We start from the raw sequence: 15,704 nt of genomic DNA, 5'->3' as shown, positions 1-15,704 counted from the left end.
GGCGGCGCAGCCCACGATCCATGCGCCCGCGAGGGCGCGACGACGAACGCCGCTCACTCGGACGCGGTCTTGGCCGGCTTGGTCGAGTACTTGTCGAACCAGCTTCGTAGATACAGCTGCGTGCGCAGGAAATTCGACGGCGTGGAGCTCGTGCCGTGGAACTCGTTGTTCATGCGAATCATGGCGGTCGGTACGCCGCGCAACTTGAGCGCCCGGTAGAACTCTTCCGTCTGCGGAATGGGCGTGCGCAGGTCGAGGACGCCGGTCATCAGCATCGTCGGCGTCTTCACATTGCCCACGTACATGATCGGCGAACGCTTGAGGTACTCGCTCGGATCTTCCCAGAACGGCTTGTCAAAGTTCTGATACCAGCCGGCGCCGTCGGTTTCGCCAACGAAGCTCATCCAGTTGATCACCGGGCAGTTGGAGCTCGCGGCCGCAAAACGGTTGGTGTGGCCGACCGTCCACGCGGTAAGTACGCCGCCGCCGGAGCAGCCGTACACAAAGAGATTCTTGCTGTCGATGTAGCCGCGTCCGATCACGGTGTCGACGCCAGCCATCAGGTCGTCGAAGTCCTTGTCGGGATACGCATTCATGATCTCATTCGTGAACTTCACGCCGTAGCCGGTGCTGCCGCGCGGGTTGGTGTACAGCATCACATAGCCGTTGGCCACGTGGTCCTGGCGCGAATAATTGAACGCCACGTTGTACATCGCCTGCGGTCCGCCGTGAATGTCGAGCATCAGCGGATACTTTTTGGTCTTGTCGAAGTTCGGCGGCTTCACGATCCAGCCCTGAATCTTCATCCCGTCCTTGGACGTGTACCACACTTCTTCGGTCTCGCCGAGCGTCTTGCCGGCGAGCACGTCATCATTGACCGCGGTCAGCTGGGTGTATGTCGTGGCGGCCGCGCCGCTCTTTGGCACCGCGAACGTCACGACGTCATTCGGCTTGAGCGACGTGGAGCGCACGCCCACGGCCATGCCGTTGGCGCCGACATCACTCACCGTGATGACCTGCTTGCCGCTCGTGACGGTGCGCACCGCACCGGCCGTGCTCGCGAACATGAAGTTCTTGGAGCCTTCGCTCTCGGCGCTGAAATAGACGCCGCTGTTGTCCGGCGCCCAGAGCAGGCCGCTGATCGGGCGATCGAGATTGCCCGAGATGGCGTGCGCACTGCTGCCATCGGCGTTCATCACCCAGAGCTTCGACTCGGCGTACGCGGAGTGGTTGACGGAATCGGCCGACATGTAGGCAATGAGCTTGCCGTCGGGCGAGTACGCGGCATTGCCGTTGGTGCCCTTGGAGCCGGTGATGGCCTTGATGTCGCCCGTCTCGAGGTTGGCGGCGTAGATCGCGGACTTGCGGAAGGCGTGCTCCGGGTCGGCGATGCGCAGCGACGAGAAAATGAGCGTCTTACCGTCGGCGGAGAAGCTGGCGCCGCTGTGGTTCCAGTCGCCGTCGGTGATCTGACGCGGCGTGCCGCCGTCGGCGGGGAGCACGAAGATGTGCCGGAATGATTCATCGGTGTAGCCGATGCGGTCGGAGCGGTAGTTGAGTTTGCTCACGACCTTTGGTGCTTCGACCCACTTGGCGCCTTTGGGCGCTGCGGGCATGGGGATGCGCCATTCCTGCTTGACGGGCACGGGCATCGTGAAGGCAATCGACTTGCCGTCGGGCGCCCATTCGAGATTGGCGGGCGATTCGGTGAGGTGCGAGAGCTGCGACACGGCGCCTTCGGCGTCCATCCAGCGCGTGAAGATCTGCGCGCCGTTGGGTTCGCCCTTGGCGATGTAGGCAATGCGCTTGCCGTCGGGCGACCACTTTACGTCGGAGCCGGTCGTGAGGGCGCGCGGGTGCGAACCGTCGGCGTTCATAATCCAGAGCGACGATTCCCACTTGTCGTTCATTTTGTCGATCCAGCGTCGCGTAAAGATGACCTGCGAGCCGTCCGGCGAGAGCTGTGGATTCTGGACGTCTTCCCAGTCGAGGTACTGCTCGAGCGTGAGCGTCTTGACGGGCCGTTGTTGGGCGCGGGCGGCCGTGGCGGACACGGCGAGCCCCACACAAATGGCCCCGAGGGCGAGGTGGCGGAAGCGCATTGCAACTCCTGAGGAATGTTCGGGAGACAACTGCTGAATCCTGCGAAAAATCGAGCGCTTCTGCTAGGGGGCGCGAAGTTCAGTTAAACACGAACGGCGCGATCTCTCGCGCCGCAGGTTGCTTCTGTTCCGGAACGTTACCGGTTGGCCGGCGCGTTCTCGGGGCCTTCGCCGTCATCGCCCGTGCCGGGAACCGACAGCACGCGCCGCACGCCCTTCCACTGCAGTCCGCCGGCGGGACGGTACTTGTTGACCGGGGTCTCAACGACGCTCTTGTTGGAGCTTGAGGCGTGGATCATGATGCCGTCGCCGATGTAGATGCCAACGTGGGAGATCCGCTTGCCCTTGCCGAACACCAAAAGGTCGCCGGGCTGCATGTCCGCGGTGTCCTTGGTGATGGAGCCGCCCAGCTTGGCGAGCTCCTTGGCCGAATGCGGCAGGTCGACGCCGAGCTTGGCAAAGACGTACTTCACGAAGCCACTGCAGTCGAGCCCACGCGCCGGGTTGGCACCGGCCCACTTATAGCGGGTGCCGAGCAGCTGACGGGCGTGTTCGCCGAGCGAGTCCCGCTGCTCAGTCGACACCTTGGCGAACGGGCCACGCGGGTTGGATCCGCGATCTTCCAGCGCTGCCAGAGTGCGCTTCTTGATGACCGTTTTGCGCGCTGCCGATGTCTTGCTGGACACCGCCTTGACCGACGCCTTTGGCTTAGCCGAAGACCCCTGAGCCCCCGCAACGGACGCGGCGGCGGTCAGGAAAACGGCAAGGAGGAGTCGTCGGCTGGTCATAGAATCACCAAACCTACCCATTTTTACCCCCCCGCGGAACCCTTTCAGCCCCGAAAAACTACCCCAGAATTGCCCGTTTCCCGGACCTCAATGGCCCAGAGGGCGGGAAGTGTGGGGGCGAGCCGCTCCCAGATCCAGCGGCTCAGCACCTCAGAGGTGGGGTTTTCGAGCCCTGGCACGTTGTTCAGGTATCGGTGATCCAGCGCCTCCTGCAGCGGTGCCCAGTCTCGCTGGATGTCGGCAAAATCCACCACAAAGCCCGTGGTGGGGTCTATCGGGCCCCGTGCCACCACCCGCACCAGAAAGGTGTGCCCGTGCATCCGAGCGCACGGATGGTCGCTAGGGACCCCCGTGAGGCGCCGGGAGGCGGCCACCGTGAACTCGCAGAAGGCCTCGGCGATCGCCGTCATTACCGCACTCCAATCTGCTTGTGAGTTTGCGCCGAGAGCCGCCAGCGCGGGTGCGCGAGGCAGTAGGCGACGGCGCTCGCCGTGTTGGCGGCGCCGTTCGGCCCGTCCATGGGCTGCAGGAAGAAATGGGTGAAGGCCAGCTGTTCAAAGGGTACCGGGTCGCCTCCTTCCTGCGGGAAGACGAGTTTCAGCTCGTCACCGCGCGTGAGGACGAACGGCGCGCCGATTTTGGGGCTCACGCAAATCCAGTCGATGCCGCTCGGCGCAGGTTGGGTGCCGTTGGTTTCGACCGCCACCGCAAAGCCGCGCGCGTGCAGGGCGTCCAAGAGAGGCGCGTCGAGTTGCAGCAAGGGCTCGCCGCCGGTGCACACCACGTAGCGGTGGGCGCCGCCGTCACTCGCCGGCCAGCGGCTTGCCACCAACGCGGCGAGTTCCGCAGCGGACGCGAACTTACCGCCGTCTGGTCCGACGCCAACAAAGTCGGTATCGCAGAATTTGCAGACGGCGCTCGCGCGATCTTCCTCGCGCCCCGTCCACAGATTGCATCCCGAAAAACGGAGAAACACCGCGGGGCGTCCGGTGTGTGCTCCTTCACCCTGCAGGGTGTAGAAGCACTCCTTTACGGTGTAGGTCACGGCGCGTATGGCGTGGGGTCCGCCACGCCGGCCTGCTCGAAGCCTCGTCGCCGGAGCTGGCAGGCATCACAGTGGCCGCACGCCGCTCCGTTGGGCGCGGGGTCGTAACAACTGGTGGTCATGCCGTAGTCCACGCCGAGCGAGAGACCGAGAGCAATGATTTCGCGCTTGGTGAGGTCAATGAGCGGCGTGCGAATGTGGAGTCGCGCCGTGCCTTCGACGCCGGCGCGCGTGGCGAGGTTGGCCATTGATTCGAACGCGTGGATGTACTCGGGGCGGCAGTCGGGGTAGCCGCTGTAGTCGAGCGCATTCACGCCAATGAAAATGTCTTGCGCGTTGAGCGTTTCGGCCCAGGCGAGCGCGAACGACATGAAGATGGTGTTGCGGGCCGGCACGTACGTCACCGGAATGCCCTCGCCCATCGCGGAGGCATCGCGATCCTTGGGGACGGCAATGTCCGCGGTCAGTGCGGAGCCGCCGAACTGTCGCAGGTCAATATCCGCGATCACGTGCCGAGCCACGTGATAGTGCTCGGCGAGGGCGCGCGCGCGTTCGATTTCGACGCCGTGCCGTTGGCCGTAGCGAAAGGTGAGCGCATTTACCGACCAGCCATCGCGCGTGGCCAATGCGAGGAGCGTGGTGGAGTCGAGGCCGCCGCTGAGAAGCAGCACTGCGGGTTTGCCCATCGGTCAGCGCTGCCGGAGGCCGGCGACGAGGTCGCGCAGTTTACTGGCGCCGTCGAGCAGCGAGGCGGAGGCGGAGCTCATTTCTTCGCAGGCCGCGCTCTGTTCTTCGGTGCTCGCGCTGACCTGCTGCGCGGCGGCGGCGTGGTTTTCGGCGGTGTGGGTGGCCTGCTGAATGCCGCCGCTGGCTTCGAGCACGGCGGAGACATTTTCGTCGGCGGCGATGGTGACGTCGGCAGCGGCGCGCAGCGTGTGTTCGGCGGCGAGCGCGATAGCCGAGAGGGCGGCGTCGATTTCGCGCGAGAGGGTTTCGATCTCCCCAACGCGCGACGAGCCATCGCGCATGGCCGTCGTGGTGCTCCCAACGCGCGCCATCACGACGGCGGTGAGTTCGACCACGTCATCGGCGGCGGTCTGTGCTTGTTCGGCGAGCTTGCGCACTTCATCGGCGACCACGGCAAAGCCGCGACCGGCAACGCCCGCGCGCGCCGCTTCGATGGCGGCATTGAGCGCGAGCAGATTCGTTTGCTCCGCGATACGGCTGACGGTGGCCACAAAGCGGTTGATGTTGTCGGCGGTGCTGGTGAGTTCGCGCACTTCGGCGGAGGCGCGTTCGACGGAGGTGCGAATGCCGTCGAGGAGCCCGAGGGCGCGTCGCAGCTCGGCGCGTTTTTCTTGCGCGGAGCGTTCGATGTCGTCGGCGAGTGTTTTCACTTCGGCGGCGCCCGCGCGCACGGCGTCGGCGCGGCCGCGCATCACGTGGAGGGCGTCATCCACGCCGCGGAGCGCATACACCTGCTGTTCGGCGCCTTCGGTGACGTCCGACATCGCGGTGGCCGTCTGCCCCGCAGCGAGCGAAATCTGCTCAGCGGCGTTGGCCAGTTCGTGGGCGGACGTGGTGACGCTCACCGCCGTGCTTTGTGCGGCACCGACAATGCGTTCGAGCGAATCGGCGGTCGTGTTCATGGCGACGCCGAGGGCGCGGAACTCGTCGGGGAGTTCGGTGGTGGTGCGCACGTCGAGTCGGCCGCTGGCCAGCGCGCTGGCGTGTGCCACGAGCTGGGCCAGTGGTGTGGACACGGCGCGCGACGTCCACGAGACAATGGCGAGCCCGAGCAGCATCGCCGCGGCGATCACCGCGAGGAGCGCGGCGGCGCGTCGAATGGCGTCGTTGCGGAGGGTGCTGATGGTGCTCTCGAGCCGTTTGGCGCGGAGGAGGCCGAGTTGTTGCACGTCGTCGAGCAGTGCCGCCTCTACGGGGCGAATCTCCGTCATCGTGCGTACCGCATCGGCGTCACGATGCAGCGCTTTGAGATGGAACGCGCTGTCTTGGAGTGATTCAAGCTGTGCGAGTCGCCCGTCAATGGTGGTCAGGAGCGCACCATCGCTGGCTAGGAGCGTGCGGTTGGCGCGCAGTGACTGTTGCGCGCTGTGAGCCGCCACACCGTCACGGCGAAACGCCTCAAGGGCACCGGAGTCAGCGGATTGCAGATAGCGCTCGCCCGCCGCCAGCTGCTGCACGACGCTCGACGTGAGGAGGGCCGCGGACTGCGCCTCCTGCTGCACGTCGGTCATGGCGCGGGCGCTCTTATCGGAAAGGGCGACCAGCGAGAGACGCCCCAATGCACCGGCCACGGCGAGCAGGAGCAACAGCGCGCCCATTGCGGTGATCAGGCGGCCGCGAATGGAGTGCTGGGAGAACAGGTTCACGGACAAGAAGGGCGCTCGGTTCACGTCGGACACGAAGGGGGAGGAACGCGGCAGGCTGCCGACACTGCAATGTGCAGGATGGAAAGGCGGAGCGAAACTGACCCGGTGCGGGGCATCAGCACTGCGTCAGCGGGGTGCGGCGGGTTGTTGCTGCGACAGGCAGTGCAGGGTGCCGAGCCCCCAGACGAGATCGACCGCGTGAATGCCGACGATTTCGCGTCCCGGAAAAAGCTCGGCGAGCGTGTGGAGTGCCACACGATCGTTGGGGTCGTTGAACGTGGGGACAATGACGGAGCCGTTGGCGATGTAAAAATTCGCGTAGCTCGCCGGTAGGCGTTGGCCGTCCATCATCACGGCGCGCGGATATGGCAACGTCACCGTGCGAATCGGGGCGCCGGTGGCATCCGTGGCGGAGGCGAGGCGGTGGAGATTGTCGGCGGAGCGGCGGTGATTGTCGTCGGTGGGGTCGCTCTCGTATGCGAGCACCACCACGCCAGGCGCAACAAAGCGTGCGATGTCGTCCACGTGTCCGTGCGTGTCATCACCAACACAGCCTTCGCCGAGCCAGAGGGTTTTGGAGCAGCCGAGTTCGCGCGCGAAGATGGCCTCGTAGTCGGCGCGGCCAAGTCCCGGGTTGCGCACCTGTTCGTCGGTAAGGAGCCATTCCTCGGTGACGAGGATAGTGCCGCGTCCATCGGTTTCGATGCCACCGCCTTCGAGCATCACACGGCCGCCGCCGTCGGGGCGCATGGGCTCGTGGCGTACAAGGCCCGTGGCTTCGGCCATCACCTGACCCATGCGGGCATCGTCGGCGTAGTTGTCGTACTTGGCCCAGGCGTTGAAGCCCCAGTTGACGAGGGTAGGGGTGGGACCGTCAAAGACCACGGTGGGGGCGGAGTCGCGCATCCACACGCGGTCGGTGCGGGCGCGGTGCAACCGCACGCGGGAGGTGTCTACGCCGTGTGCGGCGAGGCAGTGCGTCGCGTCCTTGAGTACGGTGGGGTCGTGACACACAATCTCCACACGTTCGTGCGCTGCGAGTGCGCGCACGATTTCGGCGTAGACCCACGGGATGGGCGCGAACTTCCCCGGCCAGTCGGGCTCGTGGTGCGGCCACGCAATCCACGTCGCGTCGTGCCGCTCCCACTCGGCTGGCCAGCGCACCGTTCCGGTGCTCACGCGCCGAGCCAGCGCTTGAGGATGGGACCGTATGCGTCGATGCGCCGGTCGCGGAGGAAGGGCCAGTTGCGGCGCGTGTACTCGATGAGCGCGGGATCGCACTTGGCCATCACGATGGCCGGTGCGGTATCGGCCTCCGCGACGACGCGACCGTACGGATCGCACACAAACGAATGGCCAAAGAACTCGAGTCCGTCGGTGCCGGGTTCGGGTTCAAAGCCGACCCGGTTGGTGGCGGCCACAAACACACCGTTGGCAATCGCGTGCGCGCGCTGTGCCGTGCGCCAGGCGTCCACCTGTGCGGCGCCCCACTCGGCCTTTTCGGCGGGATGCCAGCCGATGGCCGTGGGATACAAAAGCACGTCGGCGCCGAGCAATGCAGTGATGCGTGCGGCTTCTGGGTACCACTGGTCCCAGCAGATGAGCACCCCGATGGTGGCGTATCGCGTCTTCCACACCTTGAAGCCCGCGGCGCTGTCGGGGCCATCGGAGGTCGCATCGCCCGGTGCGAAGTAGTACTTCTCCTCGAACATCGGGTCGTGCGGGATGTGCATTTTGCGGTAGACGCCGAGGAGCGTGCCGTCGGCGTCGATGACGGCGGCGGAGTTGCGATACACCCCCGGCGCCTGTTTTTCGTACATCGGCACCACGAGCACCACTTCGAGTTCTGCGGCGAGTGCGCGCAGGAACTCAATGGTTTGCCCCGGAATGGGCTCGGCGAGGTCGAAGTACTCCTGCTTGAGTGTTTTGCAGAAGTACGGTGCGTTGAACAGCTCTTTCAGGCAGATGATTTGCGCGCCATTGGCCGCGGCTTCGCGGATGCGGACAATGGTGGAGGCGAGCGTCTGCGTGGGATCGCCAGTCACGGCGTCCTGAATGAGTGCAACAGTAAATGGGGCGCGAGTCATGCTATAAAGATAGCGCGCCCCATTAGGCTGTCACTTGGTACCCGGCGGAAGCGCCTTGTTCACGGCCTCGGCGAGCTCTGTGTAGGCCGCCGGGGAAATCTCCCGGAACGGATCCATAATGTGCGCGACTCGCCCGTCGGGGCCAATCACGAACAGTTTGCGGCGTTCGTAGTTGACGAGGGGAATCTTGGCATCATAGAGCTTGCCGACCTCGACTTTGTCGTCGCTCGCGAAGTACACCGGAAAGTTCTTTTCGCGCGCCCAGTTGGCGAGCACGGTGTCCGCATCGGTGCTAATGCCGATGACGGCCACCCCTTTGCCGTTGTGGAACAGTGTGGCGTACTGATCACGGTACGCCTCCATTTGAACCGTTCAGCCCTTGGTCCGCGCCTTGGGAAAGAAGGCCAGGACGACGACCTGTCCGCGAAAATCGGAGAGGCGGAGTTGTTTGGCGGTGACGCCAGCTTTGGTGGCGCCTTGCAGCGAGAAGTCCGGCGCGAGTTCGCCGACCTTCGGCGCCTCCTGCGCGTCGGCGCGCGACACGAACAGTGCCATCGCGACGAGGCCGGCGATGCTTAGCGCGGCGAGCTTGGTGGTGATCACTTGATCCCCGCACTTTTCTTGACGGCCGCGCCGAGTTCGGTGTAGGCGTCGGCAGACAGTGGCTTGAATGGTTTGGCCGTGTAGGCAATGCGCCCGTCAGGTGCCACCACGTACAGCAACCGGTTCTCCATCCCTTCGCGCCAGGGATATGCGCCGTAGGATCTGCCGGCATCGCCTTTGGGATCGCTGGCGAAGGTCATGGGCAGGTTGGCTTCCTTGGCCCAGTTGGCCTGCGTCGTGTCGGCGTCCATGCTGATGGCGATCACCGTGACGCTCTTGCCGCCGTTGAACAGCGTGGCCCACTGATCGCGGTAGGTGGTCATTTGCGCGGTGCAGCCCGTGGTGCGCGCCTTGGGGAAGAAGGCGATAATCACCGTCTGCCCCTTAAACTTCGAGAGCGACACGGGGCTGGCGAGCACGCCGGCACTGGTCGCGCCACTGAGCGTGAAATCAGGCGCCATGTCACCGACTTTGGGGCCGGGCTCCGGTTGTGCCGGTGCGGCTTGTGCTCCCGCGACGGTTGCGGAGAGGACGAGGGCCATTCCGGTGTGGCGAGCGAATCGTGCGAGCATCGGTGTTCCTCTCAGGGAGCGTCGGGGGGTGCGCGGAAGATTGCGCTGTGCGGAGCCGACCGCAACTTTAGTTCAACCATCGCCTACCGCGCGGAGTTCCAGTCCAATGACCCCAAACCCAAACAGCATCCTCGAGCAGCTCGTCAAGGACGTAGAGGCGGCCGTGCATGCGATGTACCGCGGGGAGGTACGCCAGCATACGGTGCGTGCCAAAACCTCTCAAGCGCTCACAATGGCCAAAGCGGCGCTGGCGGAGTGCACGGGTATGGCTGATACCTCGCCGGTAGCGAGCACAGGGGCAGCTTCGGTCGACGAGCGTGGAGTGCCCACGCCAAGCCCGATGGCTCACGCTCCAGTTGTGGCGGGCGCCGCGCTGGGCTGGAGCGCCTCGGATTCCGAGGCCGTCATGCGGTGTGTGTTGGCCTGGCTCCCCATGGGCTCCCCGCAGTCCACCGCACCGGACACGAAGTGCATGGCCGCCGGCAAAATGATGGTGCCGAGTTGGGGCGAGCGCGAGCGGGCGCGCGAGGCGCTCCGCCGCATTTCGTGATGTTGGATTGCCGCGGCGGAGCCAGCGTCGAATGACGGACACCACCCAACGCGTGGAACGTCGCTGTCGACTGTGCGGTGCCGTGCTGGGCCCGGTCTCGTCGTTTTGTTCGCGCTGTGGTGCCACGGCGGCGCTGGCCAGCGAGAGCGATCCCGTGCGCGAGAAACTCGAGCGTTTGTTTCACGGCGAGTACGAGTTGGATCGCGAGCTTGGCCGCGGTGGAATGGCGGTGGTGTATCAGGCGTTCGATCCTGCCTTGCAGCGTCGCGTGGCGATCAAAGCGCTGCTGCCGGAAATCGCCGCCGACCCTGAAATGGCGGAGCGCTTTCTGCGCGAGGCGCGTACGGTGGCGGCGCTGCAGCACCCGCACGTGGTGACGGTGTATGCGGTGCGGTCGGGTGAGTCGACGCAGGCCATCGTTATGCAGTACGTCGATGGGCGGAGCCTCGATGTGGTGCTGCGCGAGGATGGTGTGCAGTCGCTCGACGTCGCCGGCCTGATGCTGGCGCAGGTGGCGGACGGGCTGCAACACGCGCACGAGCGCGGCGTCATTCATCGCGATGTGAAGCCGGCGAACGTGCTCCTCGATGCCGATGGGCACGCCGTCGTATCCGACTTTGGCATTGCGCGTCGCGATGGGGCGCCGCGCATTACCGAAACGGGGATGGTGGTTGGAACGTGGGCGTATATGAGTCCGGAACAACGCACCGGCGACGCGCTGACCGCCGCGACCGATCAGTACGCGCTCGGCGTGCTCGCGTTTGAGGCGCTCACAGGTCGCCTGCCGTTCACGGGAACGGCGCGTGAGTTATTGCGCGCGCATTTGAACGACCCGGCGCCATCGATGCGCGGGTTACGCCCGGAGGTACCGGAAGACATCGACCAGATGGTGCAGCGCATGCTGGGCAAAACGGCGGAGGAGCGATTTCCGTCGTTGCGCGAGGTGGAGCGTGCGTTCCGCCGGTTGTCGCCGAACGAAAAAGCGACGACGGCGCTCATGGCAGCGCTGGCGCATCCGCGCGCTTCGTTGCTCGCGCGGTCTGCCCCAACGGAGCCCATGGCACCCGCCGCGATCGCGGCACCGCAGGCTCCAACGGTCACGACGCCGTCGCGTGCGCGATTGACGATGCTCATTGCAGGCATCGTTGTGATCGCGGCCGCCGTGGCTTGGCAGTGGCGCGCGCCAGCAGACTCGCCGGTGAGTGCCGCCGAAGGTGGCGCGGCGAGCGCGTCGACGGCGTCGCGCGATGGCGTGGCGGACGGACCCGGGAAGTTGGGTGCGCCCATTGCGAATACGCGACGTGATACCGGCGGGCTGCGCGCCGGCAATGCAGTGCCCGTGGATCAGTCCCCATCTCGTGCAGTCGTGACTGCGACGCCGGACGGACGTGCCGCCGGCAGCACAACGCTCCCAAACTCGACGCGGAACTCAGAGCAGCCCCAGCCACCGAACGCGGCGCCCGCGTTGACGCCGCCGGCTGCCGCACCTGCGCCCGTGGCGCGCGCATCGGAGCCGATCGCTCCCGCCGCGCGGTCGCTCCCAACGGTGACTGACGCGCGCCGCCTCGCGCGCGAGTTCGTGACGCAGCTCAACCAGCATCGGTGGAGCGAACTGAATGCAATGCCCAGCAGTGGTGGCGACGCCGCGTTACGCGCCGAGGTGATTCGGTTGTCACGCACCGCCACGGATTTTTCGGCGGGATTCGATCGCTTGCCCTCAGCGGCGGTCGCCGCTGGAGAACGCACCGAAATCGAGTTTGTGGTGGATCTCGAGTGGCGCGGCGGACGGCGGCTGGTGCTGGTGCGACTCAGCGCGGTACCAAGTGCAGACGGATGGCGCTCGGCGGAGTTTGCCGTTGAGGCGGTTCCCTAAGTCCTCACCGAACGATCGTGCTTGTCCTCAAGGCGCGGGGGGGAACCGCAGATGACGCGCAACAGCTGCGGCACGCACCGCACCTGCACCTCGCGCGACGCGGATTGGCGCCACTCGCCGTCGATTTCGTAACTCGGCGCGTGGTCAAAGGTGAACGCAAACTCTGACGCGCGCGTGCTGCGGACGAGCGGATGCCGCACGTGCGCACCGCGCAGGGCGCGCGCAAAGAGCGGAATGCGTGCCAATCCGCGGATGTCGCCAATCTCGACTGCGTCGAGCAGGCCGTCGGTGATTTGCGCGGTGGGCGCAATGCGGAATGCGCCGCCAAAGTTCATCCCGTTGGAGAGCACAAGCATCATGGCACGTCGCGCCGGTGCGGCGTCGGAGAACGTCAGCCCCGGATAGCGGAGGAGCTGCCGCAGTGCCGCGACGATATACACCGACGGCCCAGTCAGCCGCCCGCCGCGCACAATGTCTTCGAGTACCGCGACGTCAAAGCCAAAGCCGGCCACATTCAGGAACCAGTCGCCACCACCCTCATGTTCCACGCGTCCCATGTCGGCGTTCCACACGGTGTGCGCGCCGGTGACGAGCCGCGCCATCGCCTCTGGATTGCGCGACGGGGCGGGGAGGTTCTTGGCGAAATCATTGCCCGTGCCGCCGTCCACGAATGCCATGGCGACCGATGCGCGTGCCTCCGCCACTGCTGCGGCGCATTTACTCCAGGTGCCGTCGCCGCCAACTATCACGAGTGTGTCGGCGCCTTGTTGGAGCGCGTCTTGCACATCGCGGTGCTCTTCTCCCGCGGCGCGCGTGCGACGCACGTCCGACACGCCCACCGAATTGAACGCGGCGCTCACCCGTGGAAACAGGCGAGCGCCGCGTCCTCGTCCTGCAGCCGGATTCACCAACACGACAGTCCGCGTCATGTACGATGTCTCCGACGTTGCGCGCGGTGACCGGCTACCGCGCGAGGTTGCGCAACACGTACGGCAGGATGCCGCCGTTCTTGTAGTAGTTCAGTTCTTCCGGCGTGTCGATGCGACTGCGCACCTGGAACGTCTTGGTGACGCCGTCGGCGCCGACGGCCTTTACGGTGATCGTCGCGCGCGGAGACATTGTGTCGCTCAGTCCCTCGAGCGTGATCGTCTCAAATCCGGTGAGTCCAAGCGACTGACGTGTTTCGCCATTCACAAATTCGCACGGCACCACGCCCATCCCCACGAGGTTGGAGCGATGAATACGCTCGAACGTCTCAGCGATCACCGCGCGGACGCCGAGGAGCATCGTGCCCTTGGCTGCCCAGTCGCGGCTCGAGCCAGTGCCGTATTCCTTGCCGGCAATGATCACCAGCGGCGTGCCGCTCTTCTTGTACGCTTCGCTCGCCTCAAAGAAACTCGTCGGCTCGGCGTCGGGCGCGGTGCGCGTCCACCAGCCTTCCATGCCCGGCGTCAGTTCATTCTTGAGGCGGATATTCGCAAAGGTGCCGCGCATCATCACTTCGTGGTTGCCGCGGCGCGCGCCGTACGAGTTGAAATCCTTTTTGTCGACGCCGAGCGCTTTGAGCCACACACCAGCCGGCGACTTGTCGGCAATCGAACCTGCCGGCGAAATGTGGTCGGTCGTGATCGAATCGGCGAACATGCCGAGCACGCGCGCATTGGCAATCGGCTGCACGCCCGGCGGTGTCATGGTCATCCCTTCGAAGTACGGCGGATGCTTGACGTAGGTGGACTTGTCGTCCCACGTGTAGCGCGCGCCTGTGGGGACGGGAATCGCGCGCCACTGTTCGTCGCCGGCAAAGACGTCGGCGTATTGCTTGACGAAGTACTCGCGCTTCACGCTCGAGAGCACGACGTCCTCGACTTCCTTGGACGAGGGCCAAATATCCTTGAGGAACACCGGCGTGCCATCGGTGCCGGTGCCGATCGGCTCCGACGCAAAATCAATGTCCATGCGTCCAGCGAGCGCGTACGCCACCACCAGAGGCGGCGACGCGAGATAGTTGAAGCGCGTCTGCGGATTGACGCGCCCTTCGAAGTTGCGGTTGCCGCTGAGCACGGCCGCCACCGTCAACTTGCCGTCGTCGATTCCCTTGCTGATCACTTCGGGGAGCGGGCCAGAGTTGCCAATACAGGTGGTGCAGCCGTAACCGGCAATCTGGAATCCGAGTGCGTCGAGCGCGGGTTGCACGCCGGCTTTGTCGAAGTAATCCTTGGCCACTTTGGAGCCGGGGGCGAGTGACGTTTTCACCCACGGCTTGCTCGTGAGTCCCTTGGCGACTGCTTTCTGTGCGACCAGGCCCGCCGCGAGCATCACGCTCGGGTTCGAGGTGTTGGTGCACGAGGTGATCGCGGCAATGACTACTGCGCCATCGACGAGATCAAAATCTTTGCCGCGGTGCGACATGTGCTGCGCCTTTGACACCGGCGCGGGCTGTCCTTTACTCGCCGCGGCCTGCGCCTGCTGCTCCACGTGCGCCTGCAACGACGCACCGTAGTTGGCTTTCACGCTCGTGAGCGGAATCCGGTCCTGCGGCCGCTTGGGGCCGGCGAGACTCGGTACCACGGTCGAGAGATCGAGTTCGAGCGTGTCGGTGTAGACGGGGTCGGGCATGCCGGGCGCGCGGAACAGCCCCTGTGCCTTGCAGTACGCCTCCACCAACTGCACCTGATGCTCGGTGCGCCCGGAGAGGCGCAGATACTTGAGCGTTTCGGCGTCCACCGGGAAGAAGCCCATCGTCGCGCCGTACTCGGGCGCCATGTTGGCGATGGTGGCGCGGTCGGCGAGCGAGAGGCCGCCGAGTCCGTCGCCAAAGTATTCCACGAACTTGCCGACGACTTTCTTCTTGCGAAGCAGTTCCGTGCAGGTGAGCACGAGATCCGTGGCCGTAGCGCCCGTCGGGAGCTTTCCGGTGAGCTTGAAGCCGATGACATCAGGAATGAGCATCGACACCGGCTGGCCGAGCATCGCCGCCTCGGCTTCGATGCCGCCCACGCCCCAGCCGAGGACGCCGAGGCCGTTGATCATCGTGGTGTGCGAATCGGTGCCGACGAGCGAGTCGCAATACGCTGCTTTTTCGCCGCCTTCGTCACCGACAAACACCACCTGCCCGAGGTACTCGAGATTCACCTGATGGCAAATGCCCGTGCCCGGCGGAACGGCGCGGAAGTTCTTGAGCGCCGTCTGACCCCAGCGGAGAAACTGATAGCGCTCAAAGTTGCGCTCGTACTCGAGGTTCACGTTGATCATGAATGCCGCATCGGTGCCGTATTCGTCCACCTGCACCGAGTGGTCAATCACCAAATCCACCGGCTGCAGCGGATTGATTTTGGCCGGGTCGCCGCCGAGTGCCGCGAGGGCGTCGCGCATCGCGGCGAGGTCCACCACGCAGGGCACGCCGGTGAAGTCCTGCAGCAGGACGCGCGACGTGCGGAAGGCGATTTCCTTGTCCTTGGTCGCTTTCACATTCCACGAGGCCATCGACTGCACGTCGGCGGCCTTTACGAAGCCGCCATCTTCGTTCCGCAGCAGATTCTCGAGGAGAATCTTGAGCGAAAATGGCAGCGTGGCGACCGTGTTGCCGGCCAGCGACGCGAGGGCGTCGAGGCGATAGATGACGTAGGACTGCCCGTCCACTACGAGGGACGCGCGCGAACCGAACGAATTCTTGGATGTCATTGGCCGTATG

At 65.3% G+C, this 15,704-nt stretch carries 14 protein-coding genes; 2 read left to right on the top strand and 12 right to left on the bottom strand.

The window, feature by feature from the left end:
* Positions 1-53: 53 nt before the first annotated feature.
* From NTZ43_03920 to NTZ43_03875, 10 genes are all read right to left on the bottom strand, one after another.
* On the bottom strand, positions 54-2,102 hold the full coding sequence (locus tag NTZ43_03920; GenBank protein ID MCX5766360.1) for a S9 family peptidase: 2,049 nt from the start codon (positions 2,100-2,102) through the stop codon (positions 54-56).
* Between the two features lie 137 nt (positions 2,103-2,239).
* On the bottom strand, positions 2,240-2,890 hold the full coding sequence (locus NTZ43_03915; protein MCX5766359.1) for a C40 family peptidase: 651 nt from the start codon (positions 2,888-2,890) through the stop codon (positions 2,240-2,242).
* A 44-nt stretch (positions 2,891-2,934) separates the two neighbouring features.
* Positions 2,935-3,300, bottom strand: a complete 366-nt coding sequence (locus tag NTZ43_03910; protein MCX5766358.1) for a 6-carboxytetrahydropterin synthase — start codon at positions 3,298-3,300, stop codon at positions 2,935-2,937.
* Positions 3,300-3,935, bottom strand: a complete 636-nt coding sequence (queE, locus tag NTZ43_03905) for a 7-carboxy-7-deazaguanine synthase (GenBank protein MCX5766357.1) — start codon at positions 3,933-3,935, stop codon at positions 3,300-3,302. The genes NTZ43_03910 and queE overlap by 1 nt, the downstream gene beginning before the upstream one ends.
* Positions 3,932-4,621: a 7-cyano-7-deazaguanine synthase QueC gene (queC, locus tag NTZ43_03900; GenBank protein ID MCX5766356.1), complete on the bottom strand. Its 690-nt coding sequence runs from the start codon at positions 4,619-4,621 to the stop codon at positions 3,932-3,934. Before queC ends, queE begins: the two co-directional genes overlap by 4 nt.
* A gap of 3 nt (positions 4,622-4,624) precedes the next feature.
* Complete coding sequence (locus NTZ43_03895; protein MCX5766355.1) at positions 4,625-6,328, bottom strand: methyl-accepting chemotaxis protein; 1,704 nt, start codon at positions 6,326-6,328, stop codon at positions 4,625-4,627.
* 126 nt (positions 6,329-6,454) lie between these two features.
* Positions 6,455-7,507 carry an agmatine deiminase family protein gene (locus tag NTZ43_03890; GenBank protein ID MCX5766354.1) on the bottom strand — a complete coding sequence of 351 codons (1,053 nt, stop codon included), beginning with the start codon at positions 7,505-7,507 and terminating at the stop codon, positions 6,455-6,457.
* Positions 7,504-8,415, bottom strand: coding sequence for a carbon-nitrogen hydrolase (locus NTZ43_03885; protein MCX5766353.1), 912 nt, complete (start codon positions 8,413-8,415; stop codon positions 7,504-7,506). Before NTZ43_03885 ends, NTZ43_03890 begins: the two co-directional genes overlap by 4 nt.
* Before the next feature lie 30 nt (positions 8,416-8,445).
* On the bottom strand, positions 8,446-8,970 hold the full coding sequence (locus tag NTZ43_03880) for a redoxin domain-containing protein (GenBank protein MCX5766352.1): 525 nt from the start codon (positions 8,968-8,970) through the stop codon (positions 8,446-8,448).
* A gap of 44 nt (positions 8,971-9,014) precedes the next feature.
* A complete protein-coding gene (locus NTZ43_03875; protein MCX5766351.1) occupies positions 9,015-9,590 on the bottom strand; it encodes a redoxin domain-containing protein in 576 nt (191 codons plus the stop codon).
* Between the two features lie 106 nt (positions 9,591-9,696).
* Between NTZ43_03875 and NTZ43_03870 the strand changes: the two genes are divergently transcribed.
* Both NTZ43_03870 and NTZ43_03865 read left to right on the top strand, forming a co-directional pair.
* Positions 9,697-10,140, top strand: a complete 444-nt coding sequence (locus NTZ43_03870; GenBank protein ID MCX5766350.1) for a hypothetical protein — start codon at positions 9,697-9,699, stop codon at positions 10,138-10,140.
* A 31-nt stretch (positions 10,141-10,171) separates the two neighbouring features.
* On the top strand, positions 10,172-12,013 hold the full coding sequence (locus NTZ43_03865; protein ID MCX5766349.1) for a serine/threonine-protein kinase: 1,842 nt from the start codon (positions 10,172-10,174) through the stop codon (positions 12,011-12,013).
* Here NTZ43_03865 and NTZ43_03860 read toward each other — a convergent pair.
* Both NTZ43_03860 and acnA read right to left on the bottom strand, forming a co-directional pair.
* Positions 12,010-12,942: a diacylglycerol kinase family protein gene (locus NTZ43_03860; protein ID MCX5766348.1), complete on the bottom strand. Its 933-nt coding sequence runs from the start codon at positions 12,940-12,942 to the stop codon at positions 12,010-12,012. The two genes, NTZ43_03865 and NTZ43_03860, sit on opposite strands and share 4 nt — an antisense overlap.
* Positions 12,943-12,976: 34 nt before the next feature.
* Complete coding sequence (gene acnA / locus NTZ43_03855) at positions 12,977-15,694, bottom strand: aconitate hydratase AcnA (GenBank protein ID MCX5766347.1); 2,718 nt, start codon at positions 15,692-15,694, stop codon at positions 12,977-12,979.
* Positions 15,695-15,704 lie beyond the last annotated feature (10 nt).

Source organism: Gemmatimonadota bacterium (assembly GCA_026387915.1).
Taxonomy (GTDB): domain Bacteria; phylum Gemmatimonadota; class Gemmatimonadetes; order Gemmatimonadales; family Gemmatimonadaceae; genus Fen-1231.
This window is presented reverse-complemented; position numbering and strand designations above follow the sequence as displayed.

Bases quoted from the DNA above. Each gene is read 5' to 3' on its own strand.
- queC (MCX5766356.1), bottom strand. From the start codon at position 4,621: ATGGGCAAACCCGCAGTGCTGCTTCTCAGCGGCGGCCTCGACTCCACC.
- NTZ43_03920 (MCX5766360.1), bottom strand. From the start codon at position 2,102: ATGCGCTTCCGCCACCTCGCCCTCGGGGCCATTTGTGTGGGGCTCGCC.
- NTZ43_03860 (MCX5766348.1), bottom strand. From the start codon at position 12,942: ATGACGCGGACTGTCGTGTTGGTGAATCCGGCTGCAGGACGAGGACGC.
- NTZ43_03870 (MCX5766350.1), top strand. From the start codon at position 9,697: ATGACCCCAAACCCAAACAGCATCCTCGAGCAGCTCGTCAAGGACGTA.
- NTZ43_03885 (MCX5766353.1), bottom strand. From the start codon at position 8,415: ATGACTCGCGCCCCATTTACTGTTGCACTCATTCAGGACGCCGTGACT.
- NTZ43_03865 (MCX5766349.1), top strand. From the start codon at position 10,172: ATGACGGACACCACCCAACGCGTGGAACGTCGCTGTCGACTGTGCGGT.
- NTZ43_03875 (MCX5766351.1), bottom strand. From the start codon at position 9,590: ATGCTCGCACGATTCGCTCGCCACACCGGAATGGCCCTCGTCCTCTCC.
- NTZ43_03910 (MCX5766358.1), bottom strand. From the start codon at position 3,300: ATGACGGCGATCGCCGAGGCCTTCTGCGAGTTCACGGTGGCCGCCTCC.
- NTZ43_03915 (MCX5766359.1), bottom strand. From the start codon at position 2,890: ATGACCAGCCGACGACTCCTCCTTGCCGTTTTCCTGACCGCCGCCGCG.
- acnA (MCX5766347.1), bottom strand. From the start codon at position 15,694: ATGACATCCAAGAATTCGTTCGGTTCGCGCGCGTCCCTCGTAGTGGAC.